The 14,746-nt window shown below is 61.1% G+C and carries 13 protein-coding genes; 9 read left to right on the top strand and 4 right to left on the bottom strand.

The window, feature by feature from the left end:
• Positions 1-80 precede the first annotated feature (80 nt).
• The 5 genes from pstC to phoB are packed head-to-tail and all read left to right on the top strand — an operon-like array spanning position 81 to position 4,868.
• Positions 81-1,319, top strand: a complete 1,239-nt coding sequence (gene pstC / locus AC1DWZ_RS19600; protein ID WP_477170688.1) for a phosphate ABC transporter permease subunit PstC — start codon at positions 81-83, stop codon at positions 1,317-1,319.
• Positions 1,312-2,616: a phosphate ABC transporter permease PstA gene (pstA, locus tag AC1DWZ_RS19595; protein WP_477170632.1), complete on the top strand. Its 1,305-nt coding sequence runs from the start codon at positions 1,312-1,314 to the stop codon at positions 2,614-2,616. Before pstC ends, pstA begins: the two co-directional genes overlap by 8 nt.
• A gap of 6 nt (positions 2,617-2,622) precedes the next feature.
• A complete protein-coding gene (gene pstB, locus AC1DWZ_RS19590) occupies positions 2,623-3,399 on the top strand; it encodes a phosphate ABC transporter ATP-binding protein PstB (protein WP_477170631.1) in 777 nt (258 codons plus the stop codon).
• A gap of 10 nt (positions 3,400-3,409) precedes the next feature.
• Positions 3,410-4,126: a phosphate signaling complex protein PhoU gene (gene phoU / locus AC1DWZ_RS19585; protein ID WP_477170630.1), complete on the top strand. Its 717-nt coding sequence runs from the start codon at positions 3,410-3,412 to the stop codon at positions 4,124-4,126.
• Complete coding sequence (gene phoB / locus AC1DWZ_RS19580) at positions 4,107-4,868, top strand: phosphate regulon transcriptional regulator PhoB (RefSeq protein WP_477170629.1); 762 nt, start codon at positions 4,107-4,109, stop codon at positions 4,866-4,868. The genes phoU and phoB overlap by 20 nt, the downstream gene beginning before the upstream one ends.
• A gap of 162 nt (positions 4,869-5,030) precedes the next feature.
• Here phoB and AC1DWZ_RS19575 read toward each other — a convergent pair whose 3' ends face one another.
• The 4 genes from AC1DWZ_RS19575 to AC1DWZ_RS19560 all read right to left on the bottom strand — a co-directional run bounded on the left by AC1DWZ_RS19575 (position 5,031) and on the right by AC1DWZ_RS19560 (position 10,694).
• Positions 5,031-7,298 carry a CHASE2 domain-containing protein gene (locus AC1DWZ_RS19575; RefSeq protein WP_477170628.1) on the bottom strand — a complete coding sequence of 756 codons (2,268 nt, stop codon included), beginning with the start codon at positions 7,296-7,298 and terminating at the stop codon, positions 5,031-5,033.
• A gap of 66 nt (positions 7,299-7,364) precedes the next feature.
• On the bottom strand, positions 7,365-8,603 hold the full coding sequence (locus tag AC1DWZ_RS19570) for a flavin monoamine oxidase family protein (protein ID WP_477170627.1): 1,239 nt from the start codon (positions 8,601-8,603) through the stop codon (positions 7,365-7,367).
• A 45-nt stretch (positions 8,604-8,648) separates the two neighbouring features.
• Entirely contained in the window at positions 8,649-9,890 is a 1,242-nt protein-coding gene (locus AC1DWZ_RS19565; protein ID WP_477170626.1) for a flavin monoamine oxidase family protein, read from the bottom strand.
• A 138-nt stretch (positions 9,891-10,028) separates the two neighbouring features.
• On the bottom strand, positions 10,029-10,694 hold the full coding sequence (locus AC1DWZ_RS19560) for a cupin domain-containing protein (RefSeq protein ID WP_477170625.1): 666 nt from the start codon (positions 10,692-10,694) through the stop codon (positions 10,029-10,031).
• Between the two features lie 222 nt (positions 10,695-10,916).
• Between AC1DWZ_RS19560 and AC1DWZ_RS19555 the strand changes: the two genes are divergently transcribed.
• The 4 genes from AC1DWZ_RS19555 (at position 10,917) to AC1DWZ_RS19540 (ending at position 14,732) form a co-directional block, all read left to right on the top strand.
• On the top strand, positions 10,917-11,978 hold the full coding sequence (locus AC1DWZ_RS19555) for a polyamine ABC transporter substrate-binding protein (protein ID WP_477170624.1): 1,062 nt from the start codon (positions 10,917-10,919) through the stop codon (positions 11,976-11,978).
• 62 nt (positions 11,979-12,040) lie between these two features.
• The gene (locus AC1DWZ_RS19550; RefSeq protein ID WP_477170623.1) at positions 12,041-12,892 is read left to right on the top strand and encodes an ABC transporter permease; all 852 of its coding nucleotides are present in this window, start codon (positions 12,041-12,043) and stop codon (positions 12,890-12,892) included.
• Positions 12,889-13,674 (top strand): ABC transporter permease, encoded by a 786-nt coding sequence (locus AC1DWZ_RS19545; protein WP_477170622.1) that lies wholly within the window; start codon positions 12,889-12,891, stop codon positions 13,672-13,674. The genes AC1DWZ_RS19550 and AC1DWZ_RS19545 overlap by 4 nt, the downstream gene beginning before the upstream one ends.
• The gene (locus AC1DWZ_RS19540; protein WP_477170621.1) at positions 13,671-14,732 is read left to right on the top strand and encodes an ABC transporter ATP-binding protein; all 1,062 of its coding nucleotides are present in this window, start codon (positions 13,671-13,673) and stop codon (positions 14,730-14,732) included. The genes AC1DWZ_RS19545 and AC1DWZ_RS19540 overlap by 4 nt, the downstream gene beginning before the upstream one ends.
• The last annotated feature ends 14 nt before the right edge of the window (positions 14,733-14,746 follow it).

The raw sequence follows: 14,746 nt of genomic DNA, 5'->3' as shown, positions 1-14,746 counted from the left end.
AGGTGGCGGCAGCCGTCCTTGCTGCCCTGCCGATTGCAAGCTCGCTCGGTGCTGGCATCGATCTCAGCGGTACCTCGGCATTGCTGCCCTGGATCGCCGGTGGCCTGTTGCTGCTCCTCAGCTCAGTCGGCTTCCAGCTCGGCCGTCGCCGCGCCTTTGCCAGTGTCCGGGGCGCCACCCGCGAACTCCATTCGCTGCCCGGCTATCACGGCATCTTCGTCGGTCTTGGCGCCTTCGTGCCGGGCGCGCTGGCCCTCGTTCTTGGTGCCGTGGCCGCCCATTACCTGCCGGGCGATTCCAGGACGGGCCATGACGTCATCTGGGCAGCGATCGCGGCGGCGACCCTGGGTGTTGCTGCCATCGGGCTTGCCTGGGCACAGCGCCATGTCGGTGCCAGCTTCCGTGCCCGCAACGCGGTCGAACGCGCCACCATGGTGCTGCTCATCGTCTGCTCGCTGCTCTCGATCCTGACCACGGTCGGTATCGTGCTGTCGCTGGTGTTCGAAGCCCTGCGCTTCTTTGCGCAGATCTCGCCGTTCGAATTCCTCTTTGGCCTGCAATGGTCGCCGCAGATGGCGATCCGCGCCGATCAGGTCGGGCAGTCCGGTGCCTTCGGTGCCATCCCGGTCTTCGCCGGCACGTTGCTCATCACCGTCATCGCCATGGTGGTGGCTGTTCCCATCGGCCTCATGTCGGCGATCTATCTCTCCGACTATGCTAGCCGCAGGACGCGTGCCTGGGCTAAGCCGCTCATCGAAATCCTGGCCGGTATCCCGACCGTGGTCTATGGCTTCTTCGCGGCCCTCACGGTGGCGCCGCTCATCCGTGGTTTTGGCGCCTATATCGGTGTCGATGTCGCGTCAGAATCGGCTTTGGCTGCCGGCCTTGTCATGGGTGTCATGATCATCCCGTTCATCTCCTCGCTGTCCGACGACGTGATGAATGCTGTCCCGCAGGCCATGCGCGATGGCGCCTTTGCGCTGGGTGCCACCAAATCCGAAACCATCCGCCAAGTGGTCGTCCCGGCAGCCCTCCCCGGCATCATGGGCGGCGTGCTGCTGGCGGTGAGCCGCGCCATCGGCGAGACCATGATCGTGGTGATGGCGGCGGGCCTCACCGCCAACCTCACCGCCAACCCGCTGGAAGCGGTCACCACGGTTACCGTGCAGATCGTGACCCTGCTGGTGGGCGACCAGGAATTCGACAGCCCGAAGACGCTGGCGGCCTTCGCCCTTGGTTTGCTGCTGTTCGTTATCACGCTCATCCTCAACATCGTTGCCCTGCGCATCGTCAAGAAATATCGAGAGCAATATGAGTGACGCCCAAATGGATCAGGTCGGCATCAAGCGCCCGGACCTCAGCGAAAGGCGGATTCGCCGCCGCTATGCCGCCGAGCGTCGTTTCCGCTTCTATGGCCAGCTGGCAGTGGGTCTCGCCATCGCCATGCTGGCAGTCCTGCTGGTCTCGGTTTGCAGCAAGGGCTACAGCGCTTTCTACCGTACCGAGGTCGCGCTCGACATCGTGCTCGACCCCGCCGTCATCACGCCGGATGGCAAGAACGACACAGACACCTTGGTGGCGGCTGACTATCAGGGCCTGGTCAAGGAAGCGTTGAAGACCGCCTTCCCGGATGTCACCAGCCGCGCCGATCGCAAGCTGCTTTACAATCTGGTCAGCAACAGCGCCGGCGACACCGTGCGCCAGGCCGTACTTGCCAATCCGGCGCTCACCGGTACCACGCAGCGTTTCTGGGTCGTGGCAGCCGACGATATGGACATGCTCGCGAAAGGCTTCATCAAGCGCGACCTGCCTGAAACCGAGCGGGTCGTGTCGGACACGCAGATCTCCTGGTTCGATGCGCTGAAGGAGAAGGGCCAGATCAAAAGCGCCTTCAACAGCACCTTCCTGTCTGCAGGTGATTCACGCGAGCCGGAACAGGCCGGTATCCTCGGCGCCTTGATGGGGTCGATCTTCACCATGCTGGTGACGGTGCTCCTCGCCTTGCCACTCGGTGTCATGAGCGCCATCTATCTCGAGGAATTCGCGCCGAAGAACCGGCTCACCGAGATCATTGAGGTCAATATCAACAACCTTGCTGCCGTCCCCTCGATCGTGTTCGGTCTTCTGGGACTTGCTGTTCTGCTCGGTGTTTTCGGCCTGCCGCGCTCGGCGCCGCTGGTGGGTGGCATGGTGCTGGCGCTGATGACCTTGCCCACGATCATCATCGCGACGCGCGCAGCCCTGAAGGCTGTCCCGCCATCGATCCGGGAAGCTGCCTATGGCATTGGTGCCTCGCCCTTGCAGGTGGTGACGCACCATGTCCTGCCGCTCGCCATGCCGGGCGTCATGACCGGTGCCATCATCGGCCTTGCCCGGGCGCTCGGCGAATCGGCACCGCTGCTGATGATCGGCATGGTGGCCTTCATCGTCGACGTGCCGCATGGCCCGACCGATCCGGCGACTGTCCTGCCGGTGCAGATCTACCTCTGGGCCGACAGCCCGGAGCGTGCCTTTATCGAAAAGACCAGCGCCGGCATCATGGTGCTGCTGGCCTTCCTCATTTCCATGAACGCTATCGCCATCTTTGTTCGCCGCAAATTCGAGCGGCGCTGGTAGGATCTCATGAACGCAATCTCTCCCACACTCGCGAAGATGCATGGCCGCAAGGTGACCGTGCATTACGGTTCCAAGCAGGCGCTGTTCGACGTCGATCTCGACGTGCCGGAACGCATGGTGACGGCACTGATCGGCCCGTCGGGTTGCGGCAAATCGACTTTCCTGCGCTGCCTCAACCGCATGAATGACGTTATCGACGGCTGCAAGGTGGGTGGCGAGATCACCCTCGACGGCCAGGACATTTACGACCAGAAGCTCGACGTCGTGATGCTGCGGGCGCGCATCGGTATGGTGTTCCAGAAGCCGAACCCGTTCCCGAAATCGATCTACGACAATGTGGCTTACGGGCCGCGCATCCACGGCATGGCCGGGACCAAGGGCGAACTCGACGAAATCGTGCGGGGTAGCCTGGAGAAGGCCGGCCTCTGGAAAGAGGTCAAGGAGCGCCTGGACCAGCCGGGAACCGGCCTTTCGGGCGGTCAGCAGCAGCGCCTGTGCATCGCCCGCGCCATTGCCGTCAGCCCGGAAGTCATCCTGATGGATGAGCCCTGCTCGGCCCTCGACCCTATCGCCACGGCCAAGATCGAGGAGCTGATTGACGAGCTTCGCGAGAATTTCACCATCGTCATCGTCACCCATTCCATGCAGCAGGCCGCCCGGGTCAGCCAAAAGACCGCATTTTTTCATCTCGGACAATTGATCGAATGGGGCGATACTGAACAGATCTTCACCAGCCCGAAGGACGAACGGACCCAGGGCTATATCACCGGCCGGTTCGGCTGAGGAGCAATTGATGATGCCGCAAAAAGCCCCCGACCATATCGTCAAGAGCTTCGACGAAGAATTGCGCCGCCTGCGCGAGCAGATCCTGGCCATGGGCGGTCGTGCCGAAGCGCAGTTGGCCGATGCCATCAATGCGCTGGCCAAGCGCGACTCCGACAAGGCTGTTCGTGTCATCGAAAGCGATAAAGGGATCGACGCCATCGAAATGACGGTGGCGCAGGACTCGCTCAAGATCCTGGCACTTCGTCAGCCGATGGCCAAGGATCTGCGCGAGGTTGTGGCGGCGATCAAGATCTCGTCCGATATCGAGCGCATCGGCGACTATGCCAAGAACATCGCCAAGCGTACCCTGCAACTGAACCAGCAGGCACCTTTGAAGCCCACGGGCTCGATCCCGCGCATGGGCGACCTTGCTATCAAGCTGATCAATGCGGTCCTCTCGGCCTATGCCAATGACGATGCGGAAGGGCTGATTGCTGCCTGGCGCTCGGACGAGAGCATCGACGAGATGTATAACTCGCTGTTCCGCGAACTTCTCACCTACATGATGGAAGATCCGCGCAATATCGGTGCCTCGACCCATCTGCTGTTCATCGCCAAGAACATCGAACGGATTGGCGATCACGCCACCAACATCGCCGAAACGGTGCACTTCCTGGTCCATGGCAAACCCATCGACGAGACGCGCCCCAAGGGAGATACGACCAATGTTGCGATCAATGGCTGAACGCCCCCGCCGGGCGGATGCGCCCCGGGGCGAGGTTACGACCGACCAGCGCGCCAAACCGGTGGTGCTGGTGGTCGAGGACGAGCCGGCCTTGCTCACGCTCCTCAAATACAATCTTGAAGCCGAAGGCTACCGGGTCGTTGAAGCGACCAACGGTGAAGATGCGCTGGTCAAGGCTCGGGAAGAAACGCCCGACCTCATCCTCCTAGATTGGATGCTGCCGCTGGTCTCCGGCATCGAAGTCTGCCGACAGATCCGTCGTACGCCGGACCTGAAATCCGCAGCCATCATCATGCTGACCGCCAAGGGCGAGGAAGCCGACAAAATCCGGGGCCTGGAAACCGGCGCCGATGATTACGTGACGAAGCCGTTCAGCCCCTCCGAGCTGATGGCGCGGGCCAAGGCAGCGCTTCGCCGGGCCCGGCCGCAATCGGGCGAAGAGAACCTCATCTATGCCGATCTCGAGATGGATCTCGCGACCCACCGGGTGCGCCGCGACAATCGCGACCTGCATCTGGGGCCGACGGAGTTCCGCCTGCTGAAATTCCTCATGGAAAATCAGGGCCGCGTCTTCTCGCGCGAGCAATTGCTGGACCATGTCTGGGGCCGCGACATCTATGTCGAACCGAGGACGGTCGACGTCCATATCCGCCGCTTGCGCAAGGCGATCAACATCGACGGCATGCCGGATCTTATCCGCACCGTGCGGTCGGCCGGCTACGCGCTCGATATCGAGGATTGAGTTGCTGACCGCGGCTCGTCTGCCATGTCTAACGAGCTCTTCTCATTTTACCCGTCATCCCCGGGCTTGACCCGGGGATCAAGATCAGCCGCCTAGCCGTCGCAGGCAGATCCCCGGGTCAAGCCCGGGGATGACGACAGAAAGTGTGGCTTCGATCTGTCCTTACCCGCCCTTGGTCGTCGCCACATAAACACCGTCCCAATCCTCGGGCGGCGGGGCCGCGATGAACTGGGCGATGCGGGCTTCATACATGTCGTAGAATCTGGCGAGGTGGTCTGGGGCCGCCTCGCGCGCCAGCGCCAGCGCTGCCTTGGCTGCCGACCAGGCCTGTCCGCGATAAGCCGCCAGCATCGCATCATGGGCACCTTTGAGCCCAAGGAAGCTATTGGTCTTGGCCACACTCTCATCGCCGAGGCCGGTAAAGATGCGCACCGGCACGTTCTTGCCCTTGACCCGCACTTGATCGAGTTCCAGCAGCGCGAAATCCGGGACGGTGGCGGCGGTTTCTTCACCAATCACCAGATCGACAAAATAGGCCGGTGACAGGCTTTCCAAGCGCGACGCAGTATTCACGGTATCGCCCAGCACCGAATAGTCGAAGCGCTGGTCGGACCCCATGTTGCCGACGCAACAGATGCCGGAATTGAGGCCCATGCCGATCTTGATCTCGATCAGCTTGTCACCGGTACGGGCGGATTCCGCGGCAAAAAGCTGATTGATACGGACAAGTTCGGCGCGCATGTCATAAGCGGCGAGGATGGCCATGCGGCCATGCGGCTCGACATCAATGGGCGCATTCCAGAACGCCATGATGCAATCGCCGATATATTTGTCGATGGTGCCCTGGCGGTTTTGAATGACCCGCGTCATGGGCGTGAGAAAGCTGTTGATGACGGTGGTCAGGCGCTGGGGGTCCAACCCCTCCGAAAGCTTGGTGAAGCCGCGAATATCGCTAAACATCACGGTGAGTTCACGCAGCTCGCCGCCCAATTTCAGCTTCTCGGGATTCTTGGAGAGTTGATCGACCAGGATCGGCGACAGGTACCGCGAGAAGGCCCCGCGCACATGCGCTTTCTCCCGCTCGGTACGGATAAAGCCGATAAGAGTCGCGGTAACAAAAATCAGAAAGGCAGCTCCTGCCGGATAGAGTGGATCGAGCAGGAATCCTTGAGTTCGGAACAGATAATAGGATGTACCAAAGGAGCCGAAAATCGCCACGACGGCGATTGCCAGGCCGAGGATCGCTGCGCGCCGCTGTGCCAGGACGATGAGAACGATACCGAACACGCCGAGAGCTACAAACTCCAGGCCAAAGGCCCAATCCGGACGATGTAGATAAACGCCGCTGAAAATCTGCTCGGCGATCTGGGTATGTATCTCGACGCCGGTTGTCGATTCGGCGTTCGGCGTCGGTTTGTAGTCGCGCAGGCCCTCGACCGAGCTGCCGATGAAAATGATACGCCCTGCAACGATGCTGGGGTCAAAATCGGGCTCCATCAGGTCGGCCAGCGAAAAAAAACGAGCAGGCTGATGACCGCTGTCATAGAGCAGGACTGCGCCATTGGGTGTTGTCGGTATGATGGCCTGCCCGATCTTGACGACCGAGATGCCGGTATGTTCCCCGAAGGAAAGAACCCCGCTGGCACCCGAGGATTTCACGGCATATGTGCTTTGCCCCTGTGCCAGGCGCAACGTTTCGGCGGCAAGAGAGGGATAGAATGGTGTCGGATTGCTGGGGTCCGGGAGTTGGAGGAACAAAGATATCTGCCGGATCGTGCCATCAAAATCCGGGTCGGCATTGACTGAACCGACGCCGATCGCAACTTGCTCGAGCATCGGCAAGGACGAGACCCAGTAGCGCCAGGGTGAGATGAAACGTCCCGGACTGTCACCGCCGAAGACAAAACCGGCCTTGCGCATCGGCAAGATTTGCGGGCGTTGTGGGTCGCTGTTCAAGGCGGCAAAAGGGACGATGGTGGGAATCTTGGCAATGGCATCGGCCAGGATCTGATCGGGGTCCGGCAGGGTTGCCATGATCTGGCGTGCTGCGTCAAAACTCGAGTCTGTGGGAAGGTTGTCGGCTACAGCTTTGGGCGCCGTGCGATCCGGTTCGGCGTAGATGATATCAAGGGCGACCACTGCCGCACCGAGTTCCCGCAATCGATCAATAATTTTGGCCATTTGCGCCCGGGACCAAGGCCATTGACCAAATCGGTTCAGGCTCTTTTCGTCGATATCGCCGATGCGGATTGGCAGGGTTTCGTCATAGGGGCGTGGATCGATGCGCTGATATGTGTCGAATACGATGTTGCGCAACTGTTGCAGGGGCATCGGGTCTTGGTGGCGCAAGACAAGTGCCGCCAATAGCAGCAGCAAGGGAATGACAACACCCTCGATCCGCCCGAACTTGAAACCGGCAAACAACTTCATGACTGACGCGCTTCCCCCGAAATGCCGTCAACTCTAGCATTGGTGGGGAAGAACGCAAAAGAGCCGCTAAGCTAACGTCTTGCGAATAGTCTCCGCCGCTACGACGCCGCTGTTATAGGCACCGTGCGCCGTTGAGAAGCCGTCGGTTGAGGTGGCCTCGCCGGCGAAGAACAGGCGATTGTCGATGGGTTGGGCGAGTTCGGCGCGGGCTTCGCCGCCGCCGGGCTTCAGCACGGAATAGGCGCCGAGATGCCAGGGGTCGGTGACCCAATTGGTGGCCTTGGCCGCTGCGATCTCCTTCAAGATATCGGTGCCGCAGATCCTGGCGAGGAGGGATTTGGCCTCGGCGATGGCGGCCTCCGACCCCTGGGCAAAGAGATCGCGGGCGAAATCGCCACTGGCAAACATGGTGGCCATCGGCCGGTCGAAGGGGCGCATCAGGAAGCCCGCCGTGGGTGCATTATCCCAATTGAGCATGGCGAAATGCGGATCGAGGCCGGTGAAGACATCGCGTTTCAGCCACAGGCCGACTTTTTCCGCCTGGCCCATGTCGATACGGCCGATAGCGCTTTGCTTCCAATCGGGGAGCAGCGGGAAGAATTTGATGCGCTCCGCCTGCAGGATTGCGATCGATACGGTCACCAGCACGGCGCGGCAGAAGATCATGCCCTTGGCCGTGCCGACCATGATCTCCTTTTCGCCCCAATCGACGGATTTCACCGGGCAGTTGAGGTTGACCTCGAGATCCTCGCCATCGCGCTGGATAAGGGCACCGTAGCCGTCTTCGACCGGCCAATCCTCCTCGGTAAAGCGGAAGCGCGACGTATCGTAGGTCGAGACGGTTTCCGGGGATGCAGCCATGTAGCCGGTATAGGCACGGCGGATGAGGGCGCCCCAGGGGTCATCGGCGGCGATGAAATCAGCGGCCGGCAGGTCCTGCCCGGCCTGGCCCGCCGTTGCGACCCGGTCATAGAAGCCTGCAAGATCGCTGCCGAACTGGCTCACCAGCTGGTCGTTGAGCCACCAGGTGCCGTCATGGATGCGATAGTTGAAATTGCTGCGGCGATAGCGGAAACCCAGGCGGTCGGCGATTTTCGTATAGGGATTGATGCTGGCGGCATGAAGCCATTGGCAGCCCATGTCGAAGGGTTCGGGAAAGCTCGCGGTATCGGTGTGCCCGCGGCCACCGATGCGGCCCGCGGCCTCCACGATCTCGATATTGAGCCCCGCGTTGAGGGCGGCTCTGGCAGCCGCCAGTCCCGCGGCCCCAGCGCCGATGATGACCAGGTCACATGAGGATTGCATGGCGCGAGATTAGCGGAGTGAATTGGCGCGGGCTAGTCCGGACCTTTATTTGGCTAACGCCGCCACGATGGTGTTGACTGCATCGACGCCGCTCTGGCGGGCGCCATGGGCGGTCGTGAAGGCATCCGGTGAGCTGGCCTCGCCGGCGAAAAACAATCTGTCGTCAATGGGCCGGGCCAGTTCCGCCCTAGCCTCGCCGCCGCCGGGCGACAGCACAGAATAGGCGCCGCGCACCCAGGGATTGGTGACCCATTGCGTTGCCTTGGCGGTCACGACATCGCGGGCGATATCGGTGCCGAAGACATCTCCCAGCAGCTTTTTCGCCTCGGCAATGGCTGCTTCTTCGCCCTGCGCGAAGAGATCGCGGGCAAAATGGGCGGCGGCAAAAAGGGTGATCATCGGCCGGCCATAGGGCTTCACCTGGAAGGCGGCATCCGGTGCATCCGGCCCGTTCGGCAGGGCGAAATGCATGTCGATCCCGGGGCAGGGGTCGCGCTTCAGCCAAAAGCCAACCTTCTCGGCATAGCCCATCTCGATGCGGTCGATCGCGTGGCGCTTCCAGTCCGGCAGCCGCGGAAAGAATTTCGGTCGGTCTTCCTTGAGGATCGAGATCGGCACGGTCACCAGCGCGGCGCGGCAGAAGATCATGCCGTTGGAGGTCCCCACCATGATCTCCGATCCGCCCCAATCGATGGATTTCACCGGGCAATTGAGGTGGACGAGGACATGGGCATAGGTGGCGGCGATCAGCGCGCCATAGCCGCTTTCGACCGGCCAATCCTCCTGCGTGTTGTTGTAGCGGCCGGTATCGAGGGCTGACGAATGCTCTGGGGAAGCGGCGAGATAGCCCGCATAATCGCGGGCGAACAGCCGTGCCCAGGGATTGTTCTGGTCGATGAAGGTGGCAGCTGCCCAGTCATCGCCGGCGAGGGCTCCTGCCTTGATCCTCTCGTAGGTCGCGTGGACGAAGGCCCAGTATTCCTCGGTGGCGTCGTCGTCGAGCCACCCCTTGCATTCATGGATGCGGATGTTGGACGGCGTCTTCCAATAGCGGAAGCCGCGCTTGTCGGCCTCCTCCCGGAACGCGTTGATGCTGGCGGAATGCAGCCACTGACAGCCATGGTCGAAGGGGGCGGGCAGGCTCACTGTGTCGGTAAAGGCGCGACCGCCGATGCGGTCCATTGCCTCCAGCAATTCGACATTCAGCCCGGCCTTGATCGCGGCATCGGCGGCGGCGAGACCGGCAGCACCGGCGCCAATGATGACAAGATCGCACGATGTTTGCATGGGGCGCAGATTAGCGGAGAGAGTTGTTGGCGGCTAGTAGTCCAAATTTAATACGTCATCCCCGGGCGCAGACCCGGGGATTCACTGCAGCAGTTGAGAGTGTGGATGCCCGGATCAAGTCCGGGCATGACGAAATTACTAGCCCACCACGTTGGTCCACACCACGACTGTCTCGGCCTTGGTGATGTTGGCGAAGCGGTGCGGGGTCTGGCTTTTGAAGCGGAAAGAATCTCCGGTCTTCAAATGGAAGGTACGGTCTTCGACCTCGAGCAGCATCTCGCCAGCCATGACATAGCCGCCTTCCTCGCCCTTATGGGTATAGAGCTCAGGCCCTGATGAACCACCGGGAGCGATGGTAACCAGGTAGATCTCCAGCGCACCGGCGGCGGCGGGGGTGAGAAGTTCCTTCTGCACGCCGCTGGTATTGAGGCTCAGGACCCGCCTGCCCTGGGCGCGGACGATGCGGCCCAGTTCCTCGACCGGCGGATACTCGCCCTCATGAAACAGCTGCGACATCGGTACGTTGAAGACTTCGGAGAGGCGCCGGAGCGAGCGCATGGTGGGCGAGGTGATGCCGCGCTCGATCTGGCTGAGCGCGCCGACCGACAGGCCGCAGCGCTCGGCCAGCTGTTCCAGCGACAGGTCATGCATCTTGCGAAGCCCGCGCAAATGCTGGCCCAGCCACAGATCGGCGATCTTGGTCGGCGGGACAGCGGTTCCGGCGGCGGGCCCAGAGGCGGCGGCGGCCTTCCGGGCGGCAGATGGGCGCTTTGAGGCGGCTGGCTTGGCGATTGATCTTGGCATGCCTGCAATCGGGTTAAAGCTGTGGCGGGTTAAAGCTGCGGGACGATTTGGGGCTGGTTGCATGAAGTAGGGTGGAGTTCAGAACATTTCAGTGAAAATAGTCAACTGATTTTTCATTTTTCTGTTGACGGCCTCTGGCGCCACCCGTGATGCTAACCCCCTGCCGAGGCCGGGGTTGCGGTGGTTGTTGCAGCTCCACTCGCGCTAAACAGGGAGATAAAAATGATCCAGAAGACACTGGGACCAAAGGCACTGGGTATCGCGGCATGTGTGCTCATGGTGACGCTGAGCAGCGCCGCTTTTGCCGACGGCAAGATCGTCATCTCCAATTGGGACGGCTATATGCCGAAGGACCTGCTGGAGAATTTCACCAAGGAAACCGGCATCCAGGCCGAAATGACGGTCCATGCCACCAATGAAGAAATCATGGGCAAGGTCGTGGCTTCGGGCGGCAAAGGCTATGACGTGCTGTTCGTGTCCGGCCAGTTCGGCGAAGCGCTCCACAAGCTGGGTTTGGCTGCCGATCTTGATCACGCCAAGATCCCCAATCTTGCCAATCTTTACCCTGAGGCGATGCAGCTCAGCCACGATGTGGGCCTTAAATATTCCGTGCCCTATGCCTGGGGCACCACCGGCCTTTGCTATCGCAGCGACGTCGTCACCACGGCGCCGACCAGCTGGAACGATTTGCTGAAGCCCGCCGACGCCATCAAGGGCAAGACCACCATGCTGGCGACCGATCGTTGGCTGATGATGCCGGCCTTGCTGGCGCTGGGCTATTCGGTCAATACCGTCAATGAAGAAGAAATCGCCAAGGCGAAGGCGCAGCTCATCGAAACCAAGAAAACGCTGCTCACCTATGACGACACCACCTTCTACCAGAAGCTGGTGTCGGGCGAGGCGGCAATGGTCGAGGCCTGGGATGGCTGGTGCAACTACGGCATCGCCGAAAACGCCGCCATCAAATACGTCATCCCCAAGGAAGGCAGCGACATGTGGGTCGATACCATGGTGGTGACGAGCGCCTCAGAGAACAAGGAAGCGGCCGAAGCCTTCATCAACTATGTGCTGAAGCCGGATGTGCACCGCTGGGTGGCGGAGAACATCCTCTACAAAGTGCCGAACAAGGCGGCCATGGAGGCGCTCGATCCCAAGCTCATCGAGCAATATCCCAATCTCGGCATCACGCCCGCCGAACTGCTGAAGTTCGAGCAGCTGCGCGACCTTGGCGAAGGCCAGAAATTGTGGTCGAAGACAGTGACTGAAATCACCAGCGCAAACTAAGCTTCTTTGTTGCGTGGCGGGGCCTGTAACGGGTCCCGCCATTTTTCTGTTTCAGGATCATCATGGTTGTTTCACGCCGCATCGTGCTGACGGGGCCGGGCATTGCCTGGATCATGTTGTTGCTGGTGGTTCCCTGCGCGCTGCTGCTGGTGAATTCCTTCTTCGAGCGCGGCATCTATGGCGGCATCGATTATATCTTCACCTTTGAGAATTATGTGCGCGCCATCGATCCGCTCTATGCCGAGATCTTCTGGAATTCGGCGCGGGTTGCACTCATCACGACCTTGATCTCCTTGGCGCTGGGCTATCCAGCGGCCTATCGCATAGCGCTCATGCCAAAGCGCCGGCAGATGGCGTACCTTATCCTGGTCATGCTGCCATTGTGGAGCAACTACCTGATCCGTACCTATGCCTGGATGGTGCTGTTGAACGGCGAGGGGCTGATCAACCGGACGCTTATCGGCATGGGGCTGATCGATGCGCCGCTGCCGCTGCTCTATAATGATTTTGCCATCATCACCGGCCTGACCTATGCCTATGTGCCGTTCATGATCCTGGCCCTCTTCAGCTCGATCTCGAAGCTGGCACCGGAACTGCGCGAGGCATCGACGGATCTTGGCGCCAGCCCATTGATGACCTTCTGGCGGGTGACCCTGCCGCTGACCTTGCCCGGTATTGCCGCGGGCTCGGTCTTCGTGTTCGTGCTCTCGATCGGCAATTTCGTGACGCCGGACCTGCTGGGCGGCGGCAAGCGTACGATGATCGGCAATCTCATCTATGACCAGTTCCTGACGGCGCGCGACTGGCCGTTCGGCTCGGCCATCGCGGCCATCGTCATCGGTGTCATGATGCTGCTCCTCACCATCCAGGCGGTGCTGATCAACCGCCGAGACCGGGAGGAGCGCGCCGGATGATTGCCCGCAACCCGATCCAGGCCTGGTTGAGTTCGCATCTTTTCCTGGTCTACGTCTTCCTCTATGGCCCGATCCTGGTGCTGGTGGCTCTGTCTTTCAACAAATCCGGCATGCCCAATGTCTGGACCGGTTTTTCCTTGGAATGGTACGGCAGGCTCTTTGCCAACCAGAAGATCATCGCTTCCGTCAGCAACTCTCTGCTGATCGCCACCCTTGCCACCCTGATCTCGACGGTGATCGGCACGCTGCTCGCCATGGGCCTGGAGGAGCGCCGCCCACGGGTGGCGACCGAGGCGCTTATCGCCGCCCCCATGATCATCCCCGATATCGTGATGGCGATCAGCCTGCTCAGCTTCTATTCATTGATCAAGCTGACCCTCGGGGTGCATTCGATCGTGCTCAGCCATTCGGCCTTCATGATCTCCTTCGTCTGCGCCGTGGTGCGCACGCGCTTCAAGCATTTCGACCGCTCGATCATCGAAGCCTCGATCGATCTTGGCGCCAGCGAGTTCACCACTTTCCGCCGGGTAACGCTCCCGGTCATCGCGCCCGGCGTGATCGCAGCTGCCTTGCTCGGCTTCACGCTTTCCTTCGACGAATTCATCATCGCCTATTTCACCAGCGGGCCCAGTTCCGCTTCTATCACCTTTCCCATGCAGATTTACGCCATGATCCGATTCGGTGTGACGCCGGACGTCAATGCGGTGGCCACCATCGTGATGCTCGTCTCCTTCTTTCTCATCTTCCTCTCGCAACGCATCAACCGCGAGGTGGAAGCATGAGCGCTCTGCTGGAAGTCGTGGGCGTCTCGAAGAGCTTCGGCGAGGTTGCCGCGGTCGACAATCTATCCTTGAGCGTCGGTGGAGACGAATTCTTCGCCTTGTTGGGGCCATCCGGCTGCGGCAAGACCACGCTCTTGCGCATGATCGCCGGCTTCGAGCAGCCGGATCAGGGGCGCATCCTGCTGGACGGCGCCGACATCACCAACATCAAGGCCAATCGCCGGCCGATCAATCTCATGTTCCAATCCTACGCGCTGTTTCCACATATGACGGTCTCTGCCAACGTCGCCTATGGGCTGGAGATGGAGGGGTTGCGCGGCGCTGAGCTTGAGGCGCGCGTGGGTGCGGTGCTGGAGATGGTGCAATTGTCTGCCTTGGCAAAGCGTAAGCCGGGGCAATTGTCAGGCGGGCAGAAGCAGCGCGTCGCCTTGGCGCGTGCTTTAGTGAAGCGGCCGAAATTGCTGCTGCTCGACGAGCCCTTGGGTGCTCTGGACAAGAAACTGCGCGAGCAGATGCAGATCGAGCTCAAACGCCTGCAGCAGGAAACCGGCATCGCCTTCCTGGTTGTCACCCATGACCAGGAAGAGGCGCTCACCATGGCAGACCGCATTGCCCTGTTGCGCCAGGGCCGCATCGCACAGCTGGACGAACCGCGGGCACTCTATGAGCGGCCCAACAGCCGGTTCGTCGCCGACTTCATCGGCCAGATGAATTTCCTTGAGGGATCGCGCGGCGCAAATGGATTCGAGGTGCCTGGGTTGGGCGTGTTCGGCGCTGGCAATATCGATGATGTGCCGATGGGTGCCGGTGGCTCGCTCGCCGTGCGGCCGGAACGTGTCGTGGTGCAGGAAATGGAATTTGCCGGCGCCATCGCGGCGACGGTCGAAGGCCTTGCCTATCTCGGCCAGGACCTGATCCTGCATCTCAATCTGCCGGATCAAGCCAAGCCGCTGGTGGCGCGTCTCCATGCGGCCAACCCGATCACCACTCATGTAGCGCGGGGCAACCGGCTTTGGTGCGGCTGGCCGGCGGCCAACAGTTTGATATTGTCCGACTAGAATTGGTTCCCAGG

This window comes from Dongia sp. P2_B8 (assembly GCF_056404715.1).
The sequence above is the reverse complement of the archived record's forward strand: the minus strand, read 5'-3'. Positions and strand labels throughout refer to the sequence as shown.